Here is a 22,794-nt window from a genome sequence, read left to right as displayed (position 1 = left end):
GTACGTTATCCGGTTATCATTGGCTGGTTTTTGCTGATAAGGCAGGGACTTTGCAGATGCGTACACTGTCACAGGAAAAATCATGAGCGAAAGCTTTGCAGAACTGTTTGAAGAGAGCCTGAAGGAAATCGAAATGAAGCCAGGCGCCATTGTCAGTGGTGTTGTGGTTGATATCGACAGTGACTGGGTAACTGTTCATGCTGGCCTGAAGTCTGAAGGTGTTATTCCCAAGGCTCAGTTTCAGGATGAGAACGGTGAACTGACCATCGCTATTGGTGATGAAGTCCAGGTAGCTCTGGACGCGGTAGAAGACGGTTTCGGTGAGACCCGTCTGTCCCGTGAAAAAGCCAAGCGTATGGAAGCCTGGAAGGAACTGGAAAAAGCCTTCGAAGCTGAAGACGTTGTTAAGGGTGTTATCAGTGGCAAGGTCAAGGGTGGCTTCACTGTTGACGTGGCGACTATCCGTGCGTTCCTGCCAGGCTCTCTGGTAGACGTTCGTCCGGTTCGCGACACGGCGCACCTGGAAGGCAAAGAGCTTGAGTTCAAGGTTATCAAGCTGGACCAGAAGCGTAACAACGTGGTGGTTTCCCGTCGCAGCGTTCTGGAAGCTGAAAACAGCGCTGAGCGTGAGCAGCTGCTGGGCTCTCTGCAGGAAGGTCTGGAAGTTAAGGGTATCGTCAAGAACCTGACTGACTACGGTGCCTTCGTTGACCTGGGCGGCGTCGACGGCCTGCTGCACATCACTGACATGGCCTGGAAACGCATCAAGCATCCTAGCGAAATCGTTAACGTTGGTGACGAAATCAACGTTAAGGTCCTGAAGTTTGACCGTGACCGTAACCGTGTATCCCTGGGTCTCAAGCAGCTGGGTGAAGATCCATGGGTTGCTATCACCAAGCGCTTCCCTGAAGGTGCCCGTGCTTCTGGCCGCGTAACCAACCTGACTGACTACGGCTGCTTCGTTGAGCTGGAAGAAGGTGTTGAAGGTCTGGTACACGTTTCTGAAATGGACTGGACCAACAAGAACATTCACCCATCCAAGGTTGTTAACCTGGGTGACGAAGTTGAAGTTCAGGTTCTGGACATTGACGAAGAGCGTCGTCGTATTTCTCTGGGTATCAAGCAGTGCAAGACCAACCCATGGGAAGACTTCTCCGGCTCCTTCAACAAGGGCGACAAGCTGGCTGGCAAGATCAAGTCTATCACTGACTTCGGTATCTTTATCGGTCTGGACGGTGGTATCGACGGTCTGGTTCACCTGTCTGACATCTCCTGGAACGAAACCGGTGAAGAAGCTGTTCGTCAGTACCGTAAGGGCGACGAAGTAGAAGCGGTTATCCTGGCGATTGACGCTGAGCGTGAGCGTATCTCCCTGGGTATCAAGCAACTGTCTGAAGATCCGTTCAATGCCTACGCTGGCCTGAATGAAAAAGGTTCTGTTGTTAAGGGTATCGTTAAGGAAGTCACTGCCAAAGCGGCTGTTGTCGAGCTGGCGGAAGACGTTCTGGCTACCCTGAAAGCTTCTGAAATCAGTGTTGACCGCGTTGAAGACGCAACTAACGTCCTGAAAGAAGGTGAAGAAGTCGAAGCTCGTATCATCAGCATCGACCGCAAGAACCGCAACATCAGCCTGTCGATCAAAGCGAAAGACCAGGCCGATGAAAAAGCAGCGATGAAAGAGTTGCGTACCAAGCAGGACGAAGAAGCTGCCGGTCCGACCACCATTGGTGATCTGATCAAGGCGCAGATGGAAAACAAATAATCCATCCTGTTCCTGATTGCTCAAGGGGTGCTTTTGTTTGAAAAACTGCCACTGATAGCAAAGAAAACCGCGAGTGCTTTTGCCTCGCGGTTTTTTTTGATCAAAAGGTTGTGTGAGATTTAGCCATTGTATTGCTTCGCTCTCAGCCGGGAACAGGAAGTGGCAGGTATTCTTATGAAATGTGTGGGCTAATCAAAGGGTTGCTTGATTTCTCGGTGTGGGTTAGCTAGTGTAGAAACAGTCTGGTTATTTAAGGCGCATTTAAACAATAAGCGGTGTCTAAGAAGGTCTGCAGGATCTTTTAGACATTCCGGGAATGGCAGGGAAAGGAAAAACGACGATGACCCGGTCTGAACTGATTGAGCGGATTGCCGAGTTGCAACCGCAGCTCTCTATCAAGGATATTGAGTTAGCTGTAAAGGCTATCATTGAGCAAATGTCCGATTCGCTGGCCAATGGCGAGCGGGTTGAGATCAGGGGGTTTGGTAGCTTCTCCCTTCATTATCGTGCCCCAAGAGTCGGGCGTAACCCTAAAACCGGTGAAGCTGTGAGCCTTGATGGCAAATATGTTCCCCATTTCAAACCGGGCAAAGAGCTGCGGGAAAGGGTGAATCGTGGCTTACAGGCAGAAATGGATTGATCGTGAATTAAGTTTATGGCGGGCTACGAGTTGCCTCTTGTCAAGAGCAGTTTTACGACAATAGTCGTGTGGTTCAAACGTCTTCTGGTTTTGGCGTTGTTTGTTGTTTTACTGGTGTTTTTCGTCAACTTTACCCTCTCCAATACCGAGCAGATCAGCCTTGAAATGGGTGGGTTAATGATGCCGACCGTAAGCAGTTCCACGCTGGTTATGGTGCCCTTTGTACTGGGTGGCTTTGCCGGTTTGCTGGTTTCCCTGATGCTGGTTATCCGTTTGCGACTGGCTAATGCCAGCCTGAGAAGAAAGCTTGCGCGGCGTGACGCCGAACTCCAGAAGTTGAGATCCAGTGCCCTGAAAGGGTTAACGGATGCCTGATATTGCGTTATTGGGCCTTATTCTAGCTGCAATCGTCATTGGTTATTTTCTGGGCTGGCGTGATCAGAAGAGAAGGCGGGTGAATAGCTCTGGCCAGCTGTCGAAGGACTATTTTGTTGGTCTGAATTATTTGATTAATGAGCAGACGGATGAAGCTATTGATGTCTTTATCAAAGCCCTGGATATCAATAATGACACCGTTGATACCTATCTGGCGCTGGGAAACCTGTTTAGCAAGCGCGGAGAAGTGGAAAAATCCATCCGTGTTCATCAGGACTTGCTGGCGCGCCCAAGCCTGACGTCCATCCAGTCTTTCCAGGTTCAGCTTGCCCTGGCTCAAAACTACTCTTCTGCTGGTCTGCTGGATCGTGCTGAATCCATTCTGATTGATCTCAGTCGTCAGAATCATGAGCTGCGGGACCAGGCCTTGCAGCAATTGTTGCGTGTCTATGAACAGGAACGGGAGTGGGTTAAGGCAGCAGAAGTTGCAGAAAGGTTGAGGCCGGGCCGGGGAGAGCACTTTGCTGTCATTCTGGCACATTATTACTGCGAGCAGAGCGAAACAGCCCTTAAGCAGAATGACCGGGTAAATGCACGCCGCCTGATACGTCAGGCGTTTTCCCGGGATAAGAACAGTGTCAGGGCCAGCCTTTTGCTGGGTCAAATGGAATTTGACGAAGGCAGCTACAAAGAGGCAATTAAAGTGTTGCAGAGAATATCGGTTCAGGATATCAGCTTCATGCCCCTCTCGCTGCCATTATTGGAGAAATCTTTTGAGCATACGGGAAGTGTGAGAGGGCTTGGCGCTTATCTTGGCCGTTGCCTGAATGAGCGTCCCGGTACTGCGGTTATCATTGCAATGACTCGTCTTTTGCTCAGGGAGTCAGGGGAGTCTCAGGCTGTTAACTTTCTAACGGCGCAACTTGAGCGTCATCCTACACTGAGAGGCTTGAATGAGCTGATTGGTCTTCGTCGTCAGTTTCAGGGTGACCTGTCGGACAATGTACTGGAATTGATTCACCATCTTACGGCGCGGATGCTTGAGTTTAAACCGGTTTTTTCCTGTGGTCGATGTGGTTTTTCCGGGAAAGAAATGCACTGGCAATGTCCCCGCTGTCATCATTGGGGAACAGTGAAACCGATTCAGGGTTTTGAGGGAGAGTAGCTCCAGTATTTATTTATTGTATTAGTCTGAATATGTTTCTTGAGAATTTCTGTTAATCCCTTCTTGTTTTGACAGGACTTCAAAACGTTATTCTAGCTTTGAACCAGACTCAGGACTGCCAACGGCGCATCACGTTTTTTTGGAAGGGACCGGGTTGACCAGGGAAGAAAGTTAACTGGATAGTTCCAACGAGGTAAAGTTCACTTTTGATGAACCATAAGGGTAGAGTGCAGTGTACTGATAGAAGTGTGGCTCCCCGAGCTGGACTCGAACCAGCGACCCAATGATTAACAGTCATTTGCTCTACCAACTGAGCTATCGGGGATCAAAAGATAAGGTGAATGATACCTTGCTTGTTGTGCCTGTCAAGTTACTGAGTACCAGAAGCTGGTACTCAGTAAAAATAGTCGGTCAGGTCAGGGCCGCTTGAAGTCTGTCCAGAGCCTTTTCCAGCGCTTCATCGCTGGTGGCAAATGATAGTCTCATGCAGCCATCAGAACCAAAGGCAGAGCCGGGGACCAGGGCAACGCCATTTTCCAGGAAGAGAGCTGCCAGATCCGTATCCTTGGTAAAGCCCAGCTTTTTCATTGCTTCACTGAAATCAGCAAACGCGTAGAAAGTACCGTCACCCTCAATAGCGCTGACGCCCGGCAGCTGATTCAATCGGCGAACAACGTAGTCATGGCGCTTCTTAAACACCTTGACCATCTCTTTCACGCAATCCTGTGACCCATTCAGTGCCTCAACGGCAGCAGCCTGGGCGATAGAGCAGGGGTTGGAGGTGCTCTGGGACTGGATTTTTTTCATGTTTTTGATCAGCCACTCTGGCCCGCCAGCGTAACCGATCCGCCAGCCGGTCATGGAGTAAGCCTTGGAGACGCCGTTCAGAACAATCGTGCGGTCATAGAGTTCAGGGCAGACCATCAGGATGTTGCAGAAAGGCTCTTCAGTCCAGAGGATATGCTCATACATATCATCGGTGGCGATCATTACCTCCGGGTACTTTTTCAGCACATTGCCTAGCGCTTCGAGCTCTTTGCGGTTATAAGCGGTTCCGGTCGGGTTTGAGGGGCTGTTGAGTACCACCAGTCTGGTTTTGTCAGTGATGGCGGCTTCCAGTTGCCCGGGAGTGATTTTGAAGCGGTTTTCCAGACCGGCTTCTACGATAACCGGCACACCCTCGGCGATGACCACCATATCCGGGTAAGATACCCAGTAAGGGGCTGGAATAATGACCTCATCACCTTTGTTCAGCAGTGCCAGGGCCAGGTTGAAGAAGCTCTGTTTGCCGCCGCAGGAAACCAGAATCTGGCTTTGGCTGTATTCAAAGCCGTTATCCCGCTTGAATTTATCAATAATGGCCTGTTTCAGCTCGGTGGTTCCATCCACGGCAGTGTATTTTGTTTTCCCTTCAGCGATGGCTTTGACCGCTGCGGCTTTAATATGCTCCGGAGTGTCGAAATCGGGCTCTCCGGCACCCAGGCCAATAATGTCATGTCCGGCAGCTCTCAGTTCGGCAGCCTTGGCGGTGACTGCCAGAGTTGGAGATGGCTTGACCATTTGCACGCGTTGGGATGGATGACCAGTCACAGTTTTCCTCATTTATGGTTGTAACACTGAGAATTATAATGCTGTTTGCCTTCCGCTATTGGCTGGAGAAGTTCTCCCGGAGTCTGTGTAAGCTCTCTGCTGGTTTGGTTAGACTTCCTGTGGCGGAAACTATCTACCAATAGCTGTACTATAACGGTGATGAGTAGCAATTATCCGTCATGCGACCAACAGAAGGCATCATACACAATACGATGTACCGTTGGTATGCGTTTGTCGGTTACCGTTGGCAAATTTTTCTGCTCCAGATGGAAGGGTAGCATGAGTCGATCGTTTAAAGTTTCTTCCCGCTTCGGTCCTGCCGGTGATCAACCGGTTGCTATTGAACAGCTGGTCAAGGGCATTGATGCTGGCCTTGCCTGCCAGACATTGCTGGGGGTAACAGGCTCCGGCAAGACCTTCACGGTGGCCAATGTGATCGAAAAAATACAGCGGCCGACGATCATCATGGCCCACAACAAGACACTGGCCGCACAACTCTACGGTGAGTTCAAGGAGTTCTTTCCAGACAATGCTGTGGAGTATTTTGTCTCCTACTATGACTATTACCAGCCAGAAGCCTACGTACCCACGTCAGATACCTATATCGAGAAAGATGCATCGGTTAATGAGCATATTGAACAAATGCGTCTCTCTGCCACCAAGGCCCTGATGGAAAGACAGGATGCGATTATTGTGGCAACGGTTTCGGCCATTTATGGTCTGGGTGATCCACAGTCCTATCTGAAAATGATGATGCATCTGGACCGTGGTGACAGGGTGGATCAGCGAACCATTCTGCGTCGCCTGGCGGAATTGCAATATACGCGCAACGATGCGGATTTTCGGCGGGCCACTTACCGTGTTCGTGGTGATGTTATTGATATTTTTCCCGCTGAATCGGAAAAAGAGGCGGTCCGTTTGGAGCTGTTTGACGATGAACTGGAAGCCATCAGCGAGTTTGATCCGTTGACTGGCGAGGTTCTGAGAAAATTGCCCAGGGCGACCATTTATCCAAAAACTCACTATGTGACCCCCAGACAAACCATCCTGGATGCAGTGGAAGCCATTAAGGTAGAACTGGTGGATAGGCTCAACGTCTTACGCGATAACAACAAGCTGGTGGAAGCTCAGCGACTTGAGCAGCGCACACAGTTTGACTTGGAAATGATGATTGAGCTGGGTTATTGCACCGGTATCGAGAACTATTCCCGCTACCTCTCCGGCAATAAACCCGGCGAGGCACCGCCAACCCTGTTTGATTATATCCCGGATAATGCATTGCTGGTGATTGATGAATCCCATGTGACTGTGCCGCAGATCGGTGCCATGTATAAAGGGGATCGCTCTCGAAAAGAGACACTGGTGGAGTATGGTTTCCGCCTGCCTTCTGCCCTGGATAACCGTCCCATGAAATTTGAAGAGTGGGAAGGACGACGGCCGCAGACTATTTTTGTCTCTGCGACACCGGGTAAGTATGAGGAAGAGAACCAGGGGCAGGTGGTTGATCAGGTGGTCAGGCCTACCGGTCTGGTGGACCCGGAAATTGAGGTCCGACCGGCCTCTTCCCAGGTGGATGATCTGCTGATGGAAATTCATAAAACCGTTGCCAAAGAGGAGCGGGTGCTGGTCACGGTGCTCACCAAACGTATGGCCGAGGACTTAACCGAGTTTTTGCATGAGCAGGGTGTCCGGGTTCGCTACCTGCATTCAGATATTGATACAGTGGAACGGGTGGAGATTATCCGTGACTTGCGTATTGGTGCCTTTGATGTGCTGGTGGGTATCAACCTGCTGCGGGAAGGCCTTGATATGCCAGAGGTCTCCCTGGTCACTATTCTCGACGCCGATAAGGAAGGCTTTCTGCGTTCTGACCGTTCATTGATTCAGACCATTGGCCGTGCCGCCCGAAACATTAATGGCCGGGCAATTCTCTATGGTGATCGGATGACCGGCTCCATGGAACGGGCAATCAGCGAGACCGAGCGGCGTCGCAAAAAGCAGATGGCCTACAACAAGAAACACAATATTACGCCAAAAGGTGTTTTCAAATCGGTGGCTGATATTCTTGAAGGTGCTGTTGTGCCCGGACGGAAGAAAGGCACTAAAGCTCATAGAGCAGTGGCAGAGCCGGGAACTGAGTATCAGGTTCCCATGACCCCGGACGTCATGGCCGCCACCATCAAGAAGCTGGAAGCAAAAATGATGGAACACTCCCGTAACCTGGAGTTTGAACAGGCTGCTGCTGTCAGGGATGAAATTGTCTTGCTCAGAGAGCAGGTTTTAAAACACTGAGAGTAGGTATTTACCCTGTTAGAATTAAGCTGATTGAAGTGTTGCATTTTTTAGCTGCATTGATAATATACGCACCACTTCAGTCGGTTAGCTCAGTTGGTAGAGCACCACCTTGACATGGTGGGGGTCGCTGGTTCAAGTCCAGTACCGACTACCATTTCTTCTTCATGCTGCATTCCTGCTCTCTCGTTCGCTACTAAATAATTCTTTTGCTACCGGGTGGTCTCTGGCTCAGGTGCCTCTTCCATTTCCATTAGCTGATACCACTTCGCATCCAGTGCTTTCAACAGTTTTCCACTGTCGTCTTTTGTATCAACCAGCCAGCCAGATGGACAGTCAATAGAACGATAGCAGCGGATGACGGTTCTGCGGCGGTTTTTCTGGACCGGATAAAAATGAGTGGTCACCTGGTCTCCAGGCTGAAAAGGCATTTTCATGGCAGACTTCTGATATTTACCTGGTTTAGTAATCGACTTCGCATGTTGCTGTATTGCCTGTAAGGCTGACTGCTGAGACTATAAATAATATATCGGGTTTCTCAAAGCGGTTTCATTGGCGTGAAACAAGCTATTACATTCCTTGGGAACTATTCATTATTTAGACTATCCAGCCTGTTTGCGCTGAACAGTTTACATCGGCTTATCAGGAATTGACTTTACCAGGGGACTGAACTGCCTTCGACCGCAGGTCAGCCTGACTTCGCCAGTAGATAGCACGGCAGATATTGGGGGAGACTTTGCGTTAACGCGATCGGCTGCATCTGATCAAGATGGTCCATCAGTGAAGATGAGTTCTATGTCAATAATGGCTCTTTGGAGGGTACCATGAGATTGATCGATGGATAGTAAAAGAAGATTTATTGCTGCCCAGGGTTTAAGGCAGCATTTCATGCTTTTTTTACGACAGTAAACTTATATTTTCCTGAAAAGGATTTAAATTTTCAGTCTGATAAGCATCAGCTTAAACACGTGCCCACCAACTTTCAATTCGACCTTTTCCTGCTTTAAAAGCAGCTTCACTAGCAGCCCCGGCTCTCTTAGCTGCCTGTAAGTATTGCCCATCCGCTAGCTCTTCCTTCATCTTTGAGGTATTTGTCCTCATTGCTTCTTCGTTTGTAAGGATAGCCAACTCTGATTTTGATTCATCTCTGGATTTTTTAAGGGCTGCTCGTGCTTCCTGACTACGATAAAAGTGAAGTGTTAAACTCACATTGCAAGTAAATATTTTAAAGTAATGTTTAAACTTTTCTAGCCAGACAATTTTACGCTTGGAAAGATCTTTTCCGCCAATTTCAACCTTGCCTGGTTGAGGTGCTCTTTTAGCATGTACTTGTTCAGTCTCTCGGTCAAATGCTTTACCTCTTCCAGTTTTTTTAGTGTCTTTAGGTTTTCCAGCTCTTCCAGCTTTTTCAGCTTTTTCAGCTTTTCCAGCGATTTTATTGTTAAGTTCACTAGCGGCTTGAGCAAATGATGCAGCGCTATTTTTAAATTCTTTAGATTGTTTATTTGTTTTTCCGAGTCTAGCCCCACGATTTTCAAATTGAGGCTGCGTCGGTGGTGTATGCCCTGTTCCCTTGAAAAAAACAAACATAGTCCGTACTCCTTTCTAGACCAATTTTTTCGTCAATATATGGAATAATGAGTAAAGGTAAAATTATACTTTAGTACCATTTCTCTATAAAAATAAGCTAATCTATTGATCTATATAGAATTATATTAAATCAGGTGGTTGCTTTCAGTTTTAAAAGTGACGGATGGCTGCCAGGATGCCTTGTCTGTAAATTGCAGAGCCATTCTTTTGCAAGCCTGCTGGCCACGACTTGGTCTGTTTTCCCTGAAGGCAAACGGGTTATATGTGCTATTATTGCCGCTCAGAATAAAGGAGTGGTTATGACCGTTGCTATTATAATGGGGTCCAGGTCCGACTGGCCCACGATGCAGCATGCAGCTGAAATGTTGGAAAATTTCGGCATCGACTACGAAACAAGGGTTGTTTCTGCCCATCGCACTCCACAACTACTGGCAGATTATGCCTCTCAGGCTGCTGCCCGGGGAATCAAAGTGATTATTGCCGGTGCCGGGGGGGCTGCACACCTGCCGGGAATGGCTGCCGCCTTTACCAGCCTGCCGGTGCTGGGGGTTCCTGTTAAATCCAGGGCATTGAACGGTATCGACTCGTTATTGTCTATATGCCAAATGCCCAAAGGTGTTGCAGTCGGTACTCTGGCCATTGGCGATGCCGGGGCGGCCAATGCCGGTCTGTTGGCAGCACAGATTCTTGGTTGTCAGCAGCCAGAGTTGCAGGCCAGAATTGATGATTTCAGGAAGCTGCAAACCGAAACTGTATTAGCGAATCCTGATCCTGCCGAGTGATAAAAAGCAGTATGAATATTCTAGTGTTAGGCGCGGGCCAGCTTGCACGCATGATGAGTCTTGCGGGCGCACCGCTGAATATCAATATCCTCTCCTATGATGTCGGCTCCACAAAGCTGATGCATCCCCTGACGCTTCAGGTCAGCGATCAAACCCTTTCACAGGCTATTGCTGAATGTGACGCCATCACCGCTGAGTTTGAGCATATTCCTGACGATGTGCTGACTCTGTGTGCTGCCTCCGGAAAGTTTTATCCTGGTAAGCAGGCCATTAAAGTCGGCGGTGATCGCAGCATGGAGAAAGCGTTACTGGATAAAACCGGTGTGCCCTGTGCGCCTTACCAGCTGATCACCGATCGTTCTCACTTTGATGCAGTCATCAAGAAGCTTGGGCTGCCACTGGTTATTAAAACCTGTCAGGCCGGCTATGACGGTAAAGGGCAGTGGCGGGTCTGGTCAGACAGTGATATTGAGCAGATCTGGTCGGAAATGTCAGAATTTCTGGCTGTTGGCAGTGAACATTCACCCCACTCGATTATTGCCGAAAAAATGATTCCCTTTCAGCGCGAGGTGTCGGTCATTGGTGCCCGGGACAAACAGGGTAATATGGCTATTTATCCGGTCACTGAGAATGAGCATACCAATGGGGTTCTGACGCTATCTATTGCGAAATCCATCTCTACCGGGATTCATCAACAGGCGGTGGACGCCTTCAGCAAGCTGGCTGCTGAAATGGACTATGTCGGGGTCCTGGCCATCGAGTTTTTTGATGTGGATGGCCAGCTGATGGTGAATGAGATAGCCCCCCGGGTGCATAACTCCGGCCATTGGACCCAGCAGGGAACCCTGTGCAGTCAATTTGAAAACCATCTCAGGGCCATTGCCGGTTTACCCCTTGGCACCACTGAAGCCATTGGCCCCAGTGCCATGATTAACGTTCTGGGTCAGCCTGATATTCCCGCTGAAGTGTTGTCCGTTGCCAATGTCACCAGCCACTGGTACGGCAAAAGCCAGCGCCCCGGTCGTAAAATGGGGCACATCAATCTGGTGGCTGAGTCAGAAGAGGCGCTGGGTGAAATGCTGGTGGCTCTCTCTGCGTTTTTACCTGAAGATGACTATCCCGGGGTTGCCCGGCGAGGTCTGGATTTATCACTGGACTAATTCAAAGATTTTCCTTTCAAACCGGGGGCGATGTAACTGAATGGTTATGTCGGCTTCTCTATTATCTACCGAAGTTTGGCTTGATTCTCTCTTATCATTTTTTATTCAAGCAAGATGCTTTTTGATCAGGAACTGCAATCAAGCATAACTTCAACCCATTCTCCATTAATATCGAAACAGAACAACTTCCACAGGGTTAGTCATAGGATGTTAGTACAACTGACAAATCGGTTAGTGATTTATATAAAAGCACATTGTTAACTAGCCAATGATCTGAATAGAACCTGTCCGACAGTTTTTAACATACAAGGTGAAATGTAATGGATACCAGCAGACCCCCAGGATTATTAAATGAATCCTATACTTATATCAAAAACACGCTGGCAGAATTTGAAGCAATTCATAAGAATCATCAATTGGCAGAACTGAACATTTCCCTTGAATTGAAACACGCTGGCGATCCTCATGAGGGCGAGGTATGGCATCGAAAAGTTAAGGTAGTTCAATCTGATACCTCTTTGCAGCAACGTTTTTTAAGCCTTTTCACAACAGAGGGTCGTAAGCAACGCCGACAAAATCATGAAGCGGCTGCTTTATTCCGTGGTCAGTTATGGGAATTACTCCAAACTGAAAAAACGCCTTACATTCTAAAAAAACAGGTCATACAGGCCGTGGAAAATGGCGTTCTGCCTTTTCTTAAAGAATCAGAGTATAAAGCGATAGTCAGTAGTCAGGATACCATTCTAATTAACCCGAAAGAACGTAAAATTTTCCGTGAAGCCGCTGGATTTCTGAAAAAAGAACTTTCCAGATTGTTGTCTCGCCTACCCCGGGTGACGTTGGATGATAGCAGAGAAGTGCTGAAAGCCTATTATAAACTCATTATTCTGTCACCGGAATTGTTACCGGATGAGCATAAAGCTCACAAAGCTTTCAGAAAGCTGGAAAAGCATTTTCGTAATACCCGGCAATCGGTTGGTTTTACTGACCTGAAAGATACCATCGCCCTGTCCGTTTTACATGACATTCGGGAGGAGCTGTCGCTTGCAGAGTATCAACAATTAACGAAACGAATCGGTAATGTATTTACCAAACCATACTCCCCTCGTAAGCGGGCTTTGCGGAATGCACTTAACCTGATTTTTGGTAATGGCCTGGGTAGTTCGTCTGTGCAGGGCCATCCACGGGAGTTGGTTTCTGCCAGGGATCTGGCCTTGCTTAAAGATAGCTATCAGGGGCTATTTTTTCGTTACTCGCGAGTACACCGGCTAGAGGAAAATCTGTTTGCCGACGGTCGTGCTGTAGCGGCCAGAATAAGTCGATTACCCAGTGAATTGAGAACGCTTGATCTGGACCGGGTTAAACAAGACTTTCAGCAGTATGAGTCCTTAAGGAGCACTTTGTCCGCAGAAAAACAGGAACAAGACCAGGAATTTAAAGCACTCGAAGCCCGTTGCAAAACACATCGGGCCTTGATAGCAGAGGGTCGGGCGGCATTATTGCATGTTCAGCTGACTCAAGGGCGGCTCTGGGAGTTAAATCTGTTATTAGAAGGTATAGGAAAGGCCAATATCTATGGTACTGATTCTGAACACAATCAGCAGATGTTCAAAAAGCTGCTGGATTTGGCTCAGTTAAGAGGACTACAAGTGGATTTAGCCCAGCTGGACTGGATCATAGCGCAGAACAAGAAAGCCAACAGACATCCGAATGTTGCCATTGAAGGCGCTGGGCCAACAGGGCTGATGCTGGCTTTCACCCAGTTTCAGGAGGGGGCCAATGTCTCAGTGTTTGAGAAACGGAGCACTGCATATAACCGGGTGCAAGTGGTTCGACTGGACCCTAAATGGATGGATATGCTGAAATTTTATCTTGGAGAACATTACTACGACCTGTTCGGTGAAAATGGACAGGCTGGAAAGGGTATGGTTCGTACGGATGGTTTGGGAGAAAAGGCAGGCGAAATTGTCACTCACCGGCTGGAAGAGGCTCTGAATCATAGACTGGCTGACCTGATGGCACGCAATTACGATCATACTTCCCAGCGTGATGACCCGCAGAAAAACCGATTGGAGCGGTTAGCTGCCTATGAAATGACCAGGGTAGAGGCCGGTGAACAAGGCTATACAGTACAGGCTAAATATCACCCCGGGAATGATCCCTCTCCCTTTGCCAGCGGCAAGAAAAAGCCACCTGCCGGTTATCAGAAACCTGAAGCAACGGTAACCCGTCCTGTGGATTTAGTGATTTGCGCCGGGGGTAAACATAGTCAGCTGCGTAATAAATATATGCGGGACAGGGCCGTAACGTCTGCCCGAAGCTATGGTGTCTGTTCCTGGGAAGGCCCAAAGGACCAGCCCCTGCAAAATGATCGGCTGGAAACTTTTCCGGATTTTCGCGGGGTGGTGGTACTTAATCAACAGTTTCAGCAGTTTTTCCAGGAGCAGATGCTATCTCAGGTGGAAAGGATTGAGGGGCTGAGTTCAGATGAGCGAAGATTGCTTGGCCAGCAAACCCATGAGCAGTCCAGCGGTGTTCGCAGCCTGCAGTCATCCATCCATGGAAGAGTGATGAAGACCCGGTGTTTTGACAATAACAACCTGGTTTATATCGGGATGGAGTTGCCTGAAGCATTTACTCAATTCTGCCATAAGGTTAAGCAAAAGTTAGCTGCATTACCGGTGCCAGATCTGGATCAAAATGGCGATAAACGATCAGCAGCCGACCAGAAAGCTTGGCGTAATCAGCGCGTAGCCAAGGTGCAGAAAGCGCTTTCCAAGGCTTGGTTCCAAACAGTGGCACACGGCTATGGTATTGACCAGTCGCTGGGTGTTACTCAGGAAATGATTGATGACTCATCGGTGGCGGTATTCTATTTACAGCAACGCCGGGTTGGGCGAAATGTGATAAAGAAAAAATCAGGCTCCCGTCAAGTGATGATCACTGCTGCTGGTGATGCTGCTACTACTCCCCATTTTATGACCGGCAGCGGCCTGACTGGAGCCAGGGAGAATGTGCTGCATCTGCAAAACTACACAAGGGATGTGTGGAACGGACCAAGAATATATCAGGAATATGGGCTGGAACAAAGGCAGGACAGGCTTGAGCATGCACAACTGGATACGGCGGACTTTGTGATCCGGCAAGGACTGAATTTCCTGATTTAATCGGGAATAAATTGACATAAAAGGAGAAATGGAATGGATTCAGGCAGACCAGCCGGGTTATCAAATAATGAACCCTATGCTCATATCAAAAACACGCTGACAGAGCTCGAAACAATTCATCAGAATCGTCAACGGGCAGAACTGAAAGTTACCCGGAAATTGAAGCACCCCGGCGATCTTCATCGGGGTGCAGTTTGGCATCGAAGGGTAGAGGTAATTCAGTCTACTACTTCTTTTCTTCAACGTTTGTTAAACCTGTTCACGACAGAAGGCCGGAAACAGCGAAGACAAGAGCAGGAAGCGGCTGCTTTATTTCGTGGTCAGTTATGGGAATTACTGCAAACTGAAAAAGCGCCTTACAGTCTAAAAAAACAGGTCATACAGGCCGTGGAAAATGGTGTTCTGCCTTTTCTTAAAGAATCAGAGTGTAAAGCGATAGTCAGTAGTCAGGATACAATTCTAATTAACCCGAAAGAACGTAAAATTATCCGTGAAGCCGCTGGATTTCTGAAAAAAGAACTTTCCGGATTGCTGTCTCGCCTACCCCGGGTGACGTTGGAAGATAGCAGAGAAGTGCTGAAAGCCTATTATCAACTCATTATTCTGTCACCGGAATTGTTACCGGATGAGCATAAAGCTCATGAAGCTATCAGCAAGCTGGAAAAGCACTTTCGTAATACCCGGCAATCGGTTGGTTTTACTGACCTGAAAGATACCATTGCCCTGTCCGTTTTACATAACATTCGGGAGGAGCTGTCGCTTGAAGAGTATCAACAATTAACGAAACGAATCGGTAATGTATTTACTTATCCATACTCCCCTCGTCAGCGGCCTTTGCGGGATGCACTCAACCTGATTTTTAATAATGGCCTGGGCAGTTCGTCTGTTCAGGGCCACCCCCGGGAGTTGGTTTCTGCCAGGGACCTGGCCTTGCTTAAAGATAGCTATCAGGGGCTATTTTTTCGTTACTCGCGAATACACCGGCTAGAGGAAAATCTGTTTGCAGACGGTTGTGCTGTAGCGGCCAGAATAAGTCGATTACCCAGTGAATTGAGAACGCTTGATCTGGAGCGGGTTGCACATGACTTTCAGCAGTATGAGTCCTTAAGGAGTACTTTGTCCGCAGAAAATCAGGATCAAAACCAGGAATTTAAAGCACTCGAAACCCGTTGCAAAACACATCGGGCCTTGATAGCAGAAGGTCGGGCGGCATTATTGCATGTTCAGCTGAATCAAGGGCGGCGCTGGGAGTTAAATCTGTTATTAGAAGGTATAGGAAAGGCCAATATCTATGGTACTGATTCTGAACACAATCAGCAGATGTTCAAAAAGCTGCTGGATTTGGCTCAGTTAAGAGGGCCACAAGTGGATTTGGCCCAGCTGGACTGGATCATAGCGCAGAACAAGAAAGCCAACAGACATCCGAATGTTGCTATTGAAGGCGCTGGGCCAACAGGACTGATGCTGGCTTTCACCCAGTTTCAGGAGGGGGCCAATGTCTCAGTGTTTGAGAAACGGAGCACTGCATATAACCGGTTACAAGTGGTTCGACTGGACCCTAAATGGATGGATATGCTGAAGTTTTATCTTGGAGAACATTACTACGACCTGTTCGGTGAGAATGGACAGGCTGGAAAGGGTATGGTTCGTACGGATGGTTTGGGAGAAAAGGCAGGCGAAATTGTCACTCACCGGTTGGAAGAGGCTCTGAATGATAGACTGGCTGAACTGATGGCACGCAATTACGATCATACTTCCCAGCGTGATGACCCGCAGAAAAACCGATTGGAGCGGTTAGCTGCCTATGAAATGACCAGGGTAGAGGCCGGTGAACAAGGCTATACAGTACAGGCTAAATATCACCCCGGGAATGATCCCTCTCCCTTTGCCAGCGGCAAGAAAAAGCCGCCTGCCGGTTATCAGAAACCTGAAGCAACGGTAACCCGTCCTGTGGATTTAGTGATTTGCGCCGGGGGTAAACATAGCCAGCTGCGTAATAAATATATGCGGGACAGGGCCGTAACGTCTGCCCGAAGCTATGGTGTCTGTTCCTGGGAAGGACCAAAGGACCAGCCCCTGCCAAATGATCGGCTGAATACTTTTCCGGATTTTCGCGGGGTGGTGGTACTTGATCAACAGTTTCAGCAGTTTTTCCAGGAGCAGATGCTATCTCAGGTGGAAAGGATTGAGGGGCTGAGTTCAGATGAGCGAAGATTGCTTGGCCAGCAAACCCATGAGCAGTCCAGGGGTGTTCGCAGCCTGCAGTCATCCATCCATGGAAGAGTGATGCAGACCCGGTGTTTTGACAATAACAACCTGGTCTATATCGGGATGGAATTGCCTGAAGCATTTACTCAATTCTGCCAGAAGGTTAAGAAAAAGTTAGCAGCATTACCGGTGCCAGATCTGGATCAAAATGGCAATAAACGATCAGCAGCCGACCAGAAAGCTTGGCGTAATCAGCGCGAAGCCAGGGTGCAGAAAGCGCTTTCCAGAGCTTGGTTTCAAACAGTGGCACACAGCTATGGTATTGACCAGTCGCTGGGTGTTACTCAGGAAATGATTGATGACCCATCGGTGGCGGTATTCTATTTACAGCAACGTCGGGTTTGGCGAAATGTGATCAAGAAAAAATCAGGCTCCCGTCAAGTGATGATCACTGCTGCTGGTGATGCTGCTGCTACTCCCCATTTTATGACCGCCAGCGGCCTGACTGGAGCCAGGGAGAATGTGTTGCATCTGCAAAACTACACAAGGGATGTGTGGAACGGACCAAGAATATATCAGGAATATGGGCTGGAACAAAGGCAGGACAGGCTTGAGCATGCACAACTGGATACGGCGGACTTTGTGATCCGGCAAGGACTGAATTTCCTGATTTAATCGGGAATAAATTGACATAAAAGGAGAAATGGAATGGATTCAGGCAGACCTGCCGGGTTATCAAATAATGAACCCTATGCTCATATCAAAAACACGCTGACAGAGCTCGAAACAATTCATCAGAATCGTCAACGGGCAGAACTGAAAGTTACCCGGAAATTGAAGCACCCCGGCGATCTTCATCGGGGTGCAGTTTGGCATCGAAGGGTAGAGGTAGTTCAGTCTACTACTTCTTTTCTTCAACGTTTGTTAAACCTGTTCACGACAGAAGGCCGGAAACAGCGAAGACAAGAGCAGGAAGCGGCTGCTTTATTTCGTGGTCAGTTATGGGAATTGCTTCAAACTGAACAAGCTCCTCATAGCTTAAAAAAACGCATTATAAAGGACGTAGGAAATGGCGTTTTGCCTTTTCTTAAAAAATCTGAGCGTAAAACGATACTCAGTAGTAAGGACACAATACTCAGCAGCACAAAAGAACGTAAAATTATTCGTGAAGCCGCTGGATTTCTTAAAGCAGAACTCTCCGGGCTGCTGTCTCGCTTGCCCGGGGTGACTTTGGAAGATAGCAGGGAAGTGCTGATAGCCTACTATCGACTTATAATTCTGTCACCGGAATTGTTACCTGAGGGGCATAAAGCTCATGAAGCCATCTGCAAGCTGGAAAAGCACTTTCGTGATACCCGACAATCTGAAGGTTTTACCGAACTGACAAAAACCATCACTTTGTCCGTTTTACATAACCTTCGGAAGAACCTGTCTCCTGAAGGGTATCAACAATTAACCGCACGTGTAGGACATATACTTTCTTATCCCTACTCCCGGCGTGATCGCGCTTTGCAGAATGCGCTGAACCTGATTATTGATAATGAAATGAGTATTCAAGGTCATCCCCGGGAGTTGATTTCCGCTGACGATCTGACATTGCTTAAAGAGAGTTATCAAGGGCTATTATCTGGAACCTCGGGATTATTCAGTATTGAGGAAGATCTGAAAACAGATGTTTCTGCTGTAGTACGCAAAATAAGTCGATTACCCAGTGAATTGAGAACGCTTGATCTGGCCCGGGTTGAAAAAGATTTTCAGCAGTATGAATCCTTACGGAGTACTTTGTCTGCAGAAAACCAGAATCAAAGCCAGGAATTTAAAGAACTTGACGCTCGTTGCAAAGTCTATCGGGGCTTGATAGCACAAGGTCGTGCGGCATTGTTGAAGATTCAGCTGAATCAAGGGCGGCGCTGGGAGTTAAATCTGTTATTACAAGGTATTGAAACGACCGCTGTATGGGGCACCGATTCCGAACACAATGAGCAGATGTTCAAAAAGCTGCTGGATTTGGCTCAGTTAAGAGGACCACAAGTGGATTTAGCCCAGCTGGACTGGATAATAGCGCAGAACAATGAAGCAAACAGTCATCCGAACGTTGCCATTGAAGGGGCTGGGCCAACAGGACTGATGCTGGCTTTTACTCAGTTTCAGGAAGGAGCCAATGTCTCAGTGTTTGAGAAACGGAGCACTGAATATAACCGGGTGCAAGTGGTTCGACTGGACCCTAAATGGATGGATATGCTGAAGTTTTATCTTGGAGAACATTACTACGACATGTTCGGTCAGGATGGAAAAGGCGTTATTCGTACGGATGGTTTTGGCGAAATGGCTGGAGAAATTGCCACTCACCGGTTGGAAGAGGCTCTGAATCATAGACTTGCTGAACTGATGTCACGCAATTACGAACATATTTCCCAGCGTGATGCCCCACAAAAAACCAGGTTGGAGCGGTTAGCTGCTTATGAAATGACGATAGTAGAGGCTAATGAACAAGGCTATACAGTAAAGGCTACATACCACCCTGAGAATGATCCCTCTCCCTTTGCCAACGGCAAGAAAGAGCCGCCTGCTGGTTATCAGAAACCTGAAGCAACGTTAACCCGTCCCGTTGATTTAGTGATTTGCGCGGGGGGTAAAAATAGTCAGATCCGTAAAAAGTATATGGGGAACAGAGCCGTATCGGCTACCCGAAGCTATGGTGTTTGTTCCTGGGAAGGACCGAAAGACCAGCCCCTGCAAAATGATCGGCTGGATACCTTTCCAGATTTTCGTGGGATGGTGGTACTTGATCAACAGTTTCAGCAGTTTTTCCAGGAGCAGATGACATTTCAGATGGAAAGGATTGAGGGGCTGAGTGCAGATGAACGACAACTTCTCAGCCGACAAACCCGTCAGCAGTCAAGTGGTGTTCGCCACTTGAAGGCGTCAACCCTTGGAAGAGCGCTGCAGACCCGGTGTTTTGAAAATAAAAACCTTGTCTACATCGGGATGGAGATACCTGAAGCATTTAATCAATTCTGCCAGAAGGTTCAGAAAAAGTTAGCGGTATTACCGGTACCAGAGTTGGATCAAAACGGCAATAAACGATCAAAAGCCGACCGGAAAGCGTGGCGTGATCAGCGTGCAGCCAAGGTACGCAAAGCACTTTCCAGAGCATGGTTTCAAACAGTGGCGCATAGCTATGGTATTGATCAATCGCTGGGCGTTACGGAGGAAAAGATTAATGACTCATTTGCGACTGTATTCTCTTTACAGCAACATCGGGTCAGGAAAAATGTGGTGGAGAGAAGATCAGACTCCCATCAAGTGATCATTACTGCTGCTGGTGATGCTGCTGCCAGTCCTCACTTTATGACCGCCAGCGGCCTGACTGGAGCCAGAGAGAATGTGCTGCATCTGCAAAACTACACGGGGGAGGAGTGGGGCGGAAAATCCGTATTTCTCGGACATGGGGCGACCATTATGGATATACTTAAGGATAAACAACAAAGTACTGCGGATTTTGTGATCCAGCGAGGGCTGATTTTCCTGATTAAATCGAGATTACAACGGTTATTAGATTAATTAATAACCATTTGGGATTAACTGGTTAACCATCACTCACTATCCCCATGGTTCTTTAATATAGGCGGCACCCAATAACCTTCGTTGATCACCCTGATCCTTAATCATGGCAAAATAAAAGGGGCGATTGATGTACAGCAGATTAGGTCTCCCACCGCCACGAATTTGGAATGAAGCCGCAACATGGGCACCTGCCTCATTGATGCTAAGGTTTGTCCTGTGTTTTCCTGAACCGAGCAACTCAGGGTATTCTGTCTCATAGACATAATCGAATTGATATTTGGGTAAACACAGTGAGACGTTCCCTTGATCAATTTCATCGTCAAATAATGAGTTCAAGCCTGTGGTCAGGATATGGCTGACTTCGTCACTGTGTTCTTGTTGCGCCGCTTTGGGAGGCATTATGAAAACAGCTTTCAACCCGGATTCCTTAACGGGCAAGGCAATAAACTCAAAGTCTGAAATATTTTTATAAGTAACTAAGGTTGTCCCCTTGCCGCTTTTCATCCAGACGATCTCCGGCTGCTTCTGACCGTTCCAGGTCATTTCTGTTTGATATTTCTGGGGTATTGCCATGAAAGGTTGTTTCCACGATACATTTTGAAACAACCAGCTTACTAACAAGAAAGCTGTTTTTGGGTCTTTCAGCGTGCCAGGGTTGAGCAGGTTGGTAATCACTCCGTTTGTATCTTTGGCAATCTGTTCATTGAGCCTTTGAGTGGCGTTATCGTACCCTTGTTGTCTCAGTTCACGACTGCTGGTACAGGGGACGCCCAACTGCTTCAGCGTCATGTCAATGGTTGTGGTTTTAGAGAACAAATGGATTTTCTCCAGTGAACTGTGATCTGCCGGGTTATCAGGTTTATCACTTATGTCATCGGGTTGTAGTAGTCCCAGTAACTCGTTGGCTACCTTTTCTGTTTCAGAAACCAGAAACGGTGAAGCCGCAATATTTCGATCACGAATATTTTTTTTCGCTATCTCCATAAAACGTTTAACATCCGACCCCAGATCGCTCATCTCTTCAAGAGAGTGAAAAAACCTGGAGTACGACGAGTCCGTTAATGGTTGTGCGCTTGCGGATGCAGCGGTGGGTGAGTATTGTGCTGAGGGGGAAAAAGCAGGAGGAAAATTCATTTCATGGACTCCTGAACCAAAAATGAGTTCTCATTATCGCCCTCAGAGCCTAGCTGCTTATTTTCATTTATCCACACTGTAGTGATGATCGATAATACCAGGATCCATACAAGCCGACTTTTGCTTTTGCCTTTGCCACCATAGCAATGGTGAGGCAATCGCCAGCATGCCAGCGGCATACGCCATTTTCCACCCGAGGCCCCAGGCAAGCATAAAGCAGAACAGGCAGCCAAGCAGGTTCATCCAGTGGTATTTAGCAGGCAGCAGTCGGAAGGCTGCCAGCATGGAGGCCAGGTAAATAATAACGAAAACCCCATTGACCCAGGAAACCAGATCTTCCAGATCCTGATCGGTACAGTGAGTAAAGATCAGAATCGCTGCAATGATAAGTAGCACGGTTGCCAGGGCGCGTTCGGAAACACCGTAACGATTCTGTTTACTGAACCAGGCTGGCAACACTCCTTCCTGGCTGAAACTCAGTGTCAGACGAATCAGACTGGCGATGTAGACATTGACAGTTGCAATACCACCTGCCAGCCCGAGAGTCCCGATGATTGGTGAACCCAGTCCGCCCAACAGCTGATCAAAAACACCCGCCATGGCCAGGGGAGCCGTCACCGGTATGGACAGTATCAACCATGTACAGGCGAGATAAATACAGCCAACGATGGTAACGCCGATCATGATGGCCGGTTTCAGGTCTTTTTCGGGGTTTCGAAAGTCACCTGCCAGATGGGACATGGCTTCCATTCCCAGAAAACTCCAGAAAGCAAGCCCGGCGGCTTTAAGAATCATGCTGCTGCTAACGACAGTTTTCTCCGGGGAGGCGGGTACATCAACTACCCCCCGGGCCACCATCATCAGAATCAGTACCGCCATGATAGAAAAAGTCAGTATCAGCTGAAGGGTGGCAGAAATATGTATGCCCCGAAAATTCAGAGCATAAAGCAAGACCAGGAACGCTAATTGAACGACAATGATTATTGAGCCCGGCACCATAAACAGGGCATCAATAAACTGGTAGGTCATAATGATGGCAGCAGGTGCACCCAGGGGGACAGCGCAAAGAAAAATGATGCCGATGGTTCTTCCGGCGACAGAGCCAAAGGCCTTTTCCACGAAATAGGCCGGTCCGGCTGCATGGGGGAACCGGCTGGCCAGACTGGCAAACACCAATGCCACCGGAATAATGGTCAGGGTAAGCAGGGCCCAGGCCCACAGGGCTCCGTAGCCTGCCAGTTCAATGGTTAACTGGGGAAGAATAAATACGCTGGTGCCTAGCAGGGTAGTGGTGAGCAGCCCTGCTCCCTGCCAGCATCCAATTCCGGAAGTTTGTAACTGCACTGTGATGACTACCTCTGG

At 48.3% G+C, this 22,794-nt stretch carries 15 protein-coding genes and 2 tRNA genes; 11 read left to right on the top strand and 6 right to left on the bottom strand.

From position 1 onward, the window contains the following. Window positions 1-82: 82 nt before the first annotated feature. The 4 genes from rpsA (at window position 83) to lapB (ending at window position 3,942) form a co-directional block, all read left to right on the top strand. Complete coding sequence (rpsA, locus tag ACO6VE_RS08380) at window positions 83-1,762, top strand: 30S ribosomal protein S1 (protein ID WP_101749090.1); 1,680 nt, start codon at window positions 83-85, stop codon at window positions 1,760-1,762. A 340-nt stretch (window positions 1,763-2,102) separates the two neighbouring features. Further along, complete coding sequence (ihfB, locus tag ACO6VE_RS08375; RefSeq protein WP_209199672.1) at window positions 2,103-2,402, top strand: integration host factor subunit beta; 300 nt, start codon at window positions 2,103-2,105, stop codon at window positions 2,400-2,402. Between the two features lie 15 nt (window positions 2,403-2,417). Continuing rightward, window positions 2,418-2,777 carry a hypothetical protein gene (locus tag ACO6VE_RS08370; protein ID WP_422460772.1) on the top strand — a complete coding sequence of 120 codons (360 nt, stop codon included), beginning with the start codon at window positions 2,418-2,420 and terminating at the stop codon, window positions 2,775-2,777. Next, window positions 2,770-3,942: a lipopolysaccharide assembly protein LapB gene (gene lapB, locus ACO6VE_RS08365; protein WP_422460770.1), complete on the top strand. Its 1,173-nt coding sequence runs from the start codon at window positions 2,770-2,772 to the stop codon at window positions 3,940-3,942. Before ACO6VE_RS08370 ends, lapB begins: the two co-directional genes overlap by 8 nt. A 249-nt stretch (window positions 3,943-4,191) precedes the next feature. Here the strand turns inward: lapB and ACO6VE_RS08360 are convergent. Both ACO6VE_RS08360 and ACO6VE_RS08355 read right to left on the bottom strand, forming a co-directional pair. Further along, window positions 4,192-4,267: transfer RNA gene (locus ACO6VE_RS08360), tRNA-Asn, on the bottom strand. A gap of 86 nt (window positions 4,268-4,353) precedes the next feature. Beyond that, window positions 4,354-5,502 carry a pyridoxal phosphate-dependent aminotransferase gene (locus ACO6VE_RS08355; RefSeq protein ID WP_422460844.1) on the bottom strand — a complete coding sequence of 383 codons (1,149 nt, stop codon included), beginning with the start codon at window positions 5,500-5,502 and terminating at the stop codon, window positions 4,354-4,356. Between the two features lie 309 nt (window positions 5,503-5,811). On the opposite strand from ACO6VE_RS08355, the gene uvrB reads away from it, so the two are divergent. Further along, window positions 5,812-7,824: an excinuclease ABC subunit UvrB gene (gene uvrB / locus ACO6VE_RS08350; RefSeq protein ID WP_422460768.1), complete on the top strand. Its 2,013-nt coding sequence runs from the start codon at window positions 5,812-5,814 to the stop codon at window positions 7,822-7,824. Between the two features lie 81 nt (window positions 7,825-7,905). Beyond that, window positions 7,906-7,981: transfer RNA gene (locus tag ACO6VE_RS08345), tRNA-Val, on the top strand. A 55-nt stretch (window positions 7,982-8,036) separates the two neighbouring features. Here the strand turns inward: ACO6VE_RS08345 and ACO6VE_RS08340 are convergent. Continuing rightward, complete coding sequence (locus tag ACO6VE_RS08340) at window positions 8,037-8,261, bottom strand: hypothetical protein (protein WP_422460766.1); 225 nt, start codon at window positions 8,259-8,261, stop codon at window positions 8,037-8,039. 523 nt (window positions 8,262-8,784) lie between these two features. After that, the gene (locus ACO6VE_RS08335; RefSeq protein ID WP_422448287.1) at window positions 8,785-9,414 is read right to left on the bottom strand and encodes a hypothetical protein; all 630 of its coding nucleotides are present in this window, start codon (window positions 9,412-9,414) and stop codon (window positions 8,785-8,787) included. Window positions 9,415-9,713: 299 nt separating this feature from the next. On the opposite strand from ACO6VE_RS08335, the gene purE reads away from it, so the two are divergent. The 5 genes from purE (at window position 9,714) to ACO6VE_RS08310 (ending at window position 20,295) form a co-directional block, all read left to right on the top strand. After that, complete coding sequence (gene purE, locus ACO6VE_RS08330; RefSeq protein WP_101749099.1) at window positions 9,714-10,196, top strand: 5-(carboxyamino)imidazole ribonucleotide mutase; 483 nt, start codon at window positions 9,714-9,716, stop codon at window positions 10,194-10,196. An 11-nt stretch (window positions 10,197-10,207) separates the two neighbouring features. Further along, a complete protein-coding gene (locus ACO6VE_RS08325; protein WP_422448285.1) occupies window positions 10,208-11,356 on the top strand; it encodes a 5-(carboxyamino)imidazole ribonucleotide synthase in 1,149 nt (382 codons plus the stop codon). A 320-nt stretch (window positions 11,357-11,676) separates the two neighbouring features. Beyond that, window positions 11,677-14,523, top strand: coding sequence for a hypothetical protein (locus ACO6VE_RS08320; RefSeq protein WP_422460764.1), 2,847 nt, complete (start codon window positions 11,677-11,679; stop codon window positions 14,521-14,523). A gap of 33 nt (window positions 14,524-14,556) precedes the next feature. Beyond that, window positions 14,557-17,406 carry a hypothetical protein gene (locus ACO6VE_RS08315; RefSeq protein ID WP_422460762.1) on the top strand — a complete coding sequence of 950 codons (2,850 nt, stop codon included), beginning with the start codon at window positions 14,557-14,559 and terminating at the stop codon, window positions 17,404-17,406. A gap of 33 nt (window positions 17,407-17,439) precedes the next feature. Next, the gene (locus ACO6VE_RS08310) at window positions 17,440-20,295 is read left to right on the top strand and encodes a hypothetical protein (RefSeq protein ID WP_422448281.1); all 2,856 of its coding nucleotides are present in this window, start codon (window positions 17,440-17,442) and stop codon (window positions 20,293-20,295) included. Window positions 20,296-20,334: 39 nt separating this feature from the next. On the opposite strand, the gene ACO6VE_RS08305 is transcribed toward ACO6VE_RS08310, so the two are convergent. Further along, on the bottom strand, window positions 20,335-21,432 hold the full coding sequence (locus ACO6VE_RS08305; protein ID WP_422448279.1) for a serpin family protein: 1,098 nt from the start codon (window positions 21,430-21,432) through the stop codon (window positions 20,335-20,337). Window positions 21,433-21,495: 63 nt separating this feature from the next. Beyond that, window positions 21,496-22,776, bottom strand: a complete 1,281-nt coding sequence (yjeH, locus tag ACO6VE_RS08300; RefSeq protein WP_422448277.1) for an L-methionine/branched-chain amino acid transporter — start codon at window positions 22,774-22,776, stop codon at window positions 21,496-21,498. Window positions 22,777-22,794: the final 18 nt, after the last annotated feature.

Origin of the sequence: Endozoicomonas sp. ALB115, from assembly GCF_049310245.1 — a bacterium.
Classification (GTDB): Bacteria; Pseudomonadota; Gammaproteobacteria; order Pseudomonadales; family Endozoicomonadaceae; genus Endozoicomonas.
The sequence above is the reverse complement of the archived record's forward strand: the minus strand, read 5'-3'. Positions and strand labels throughout refer to the sequence as shown.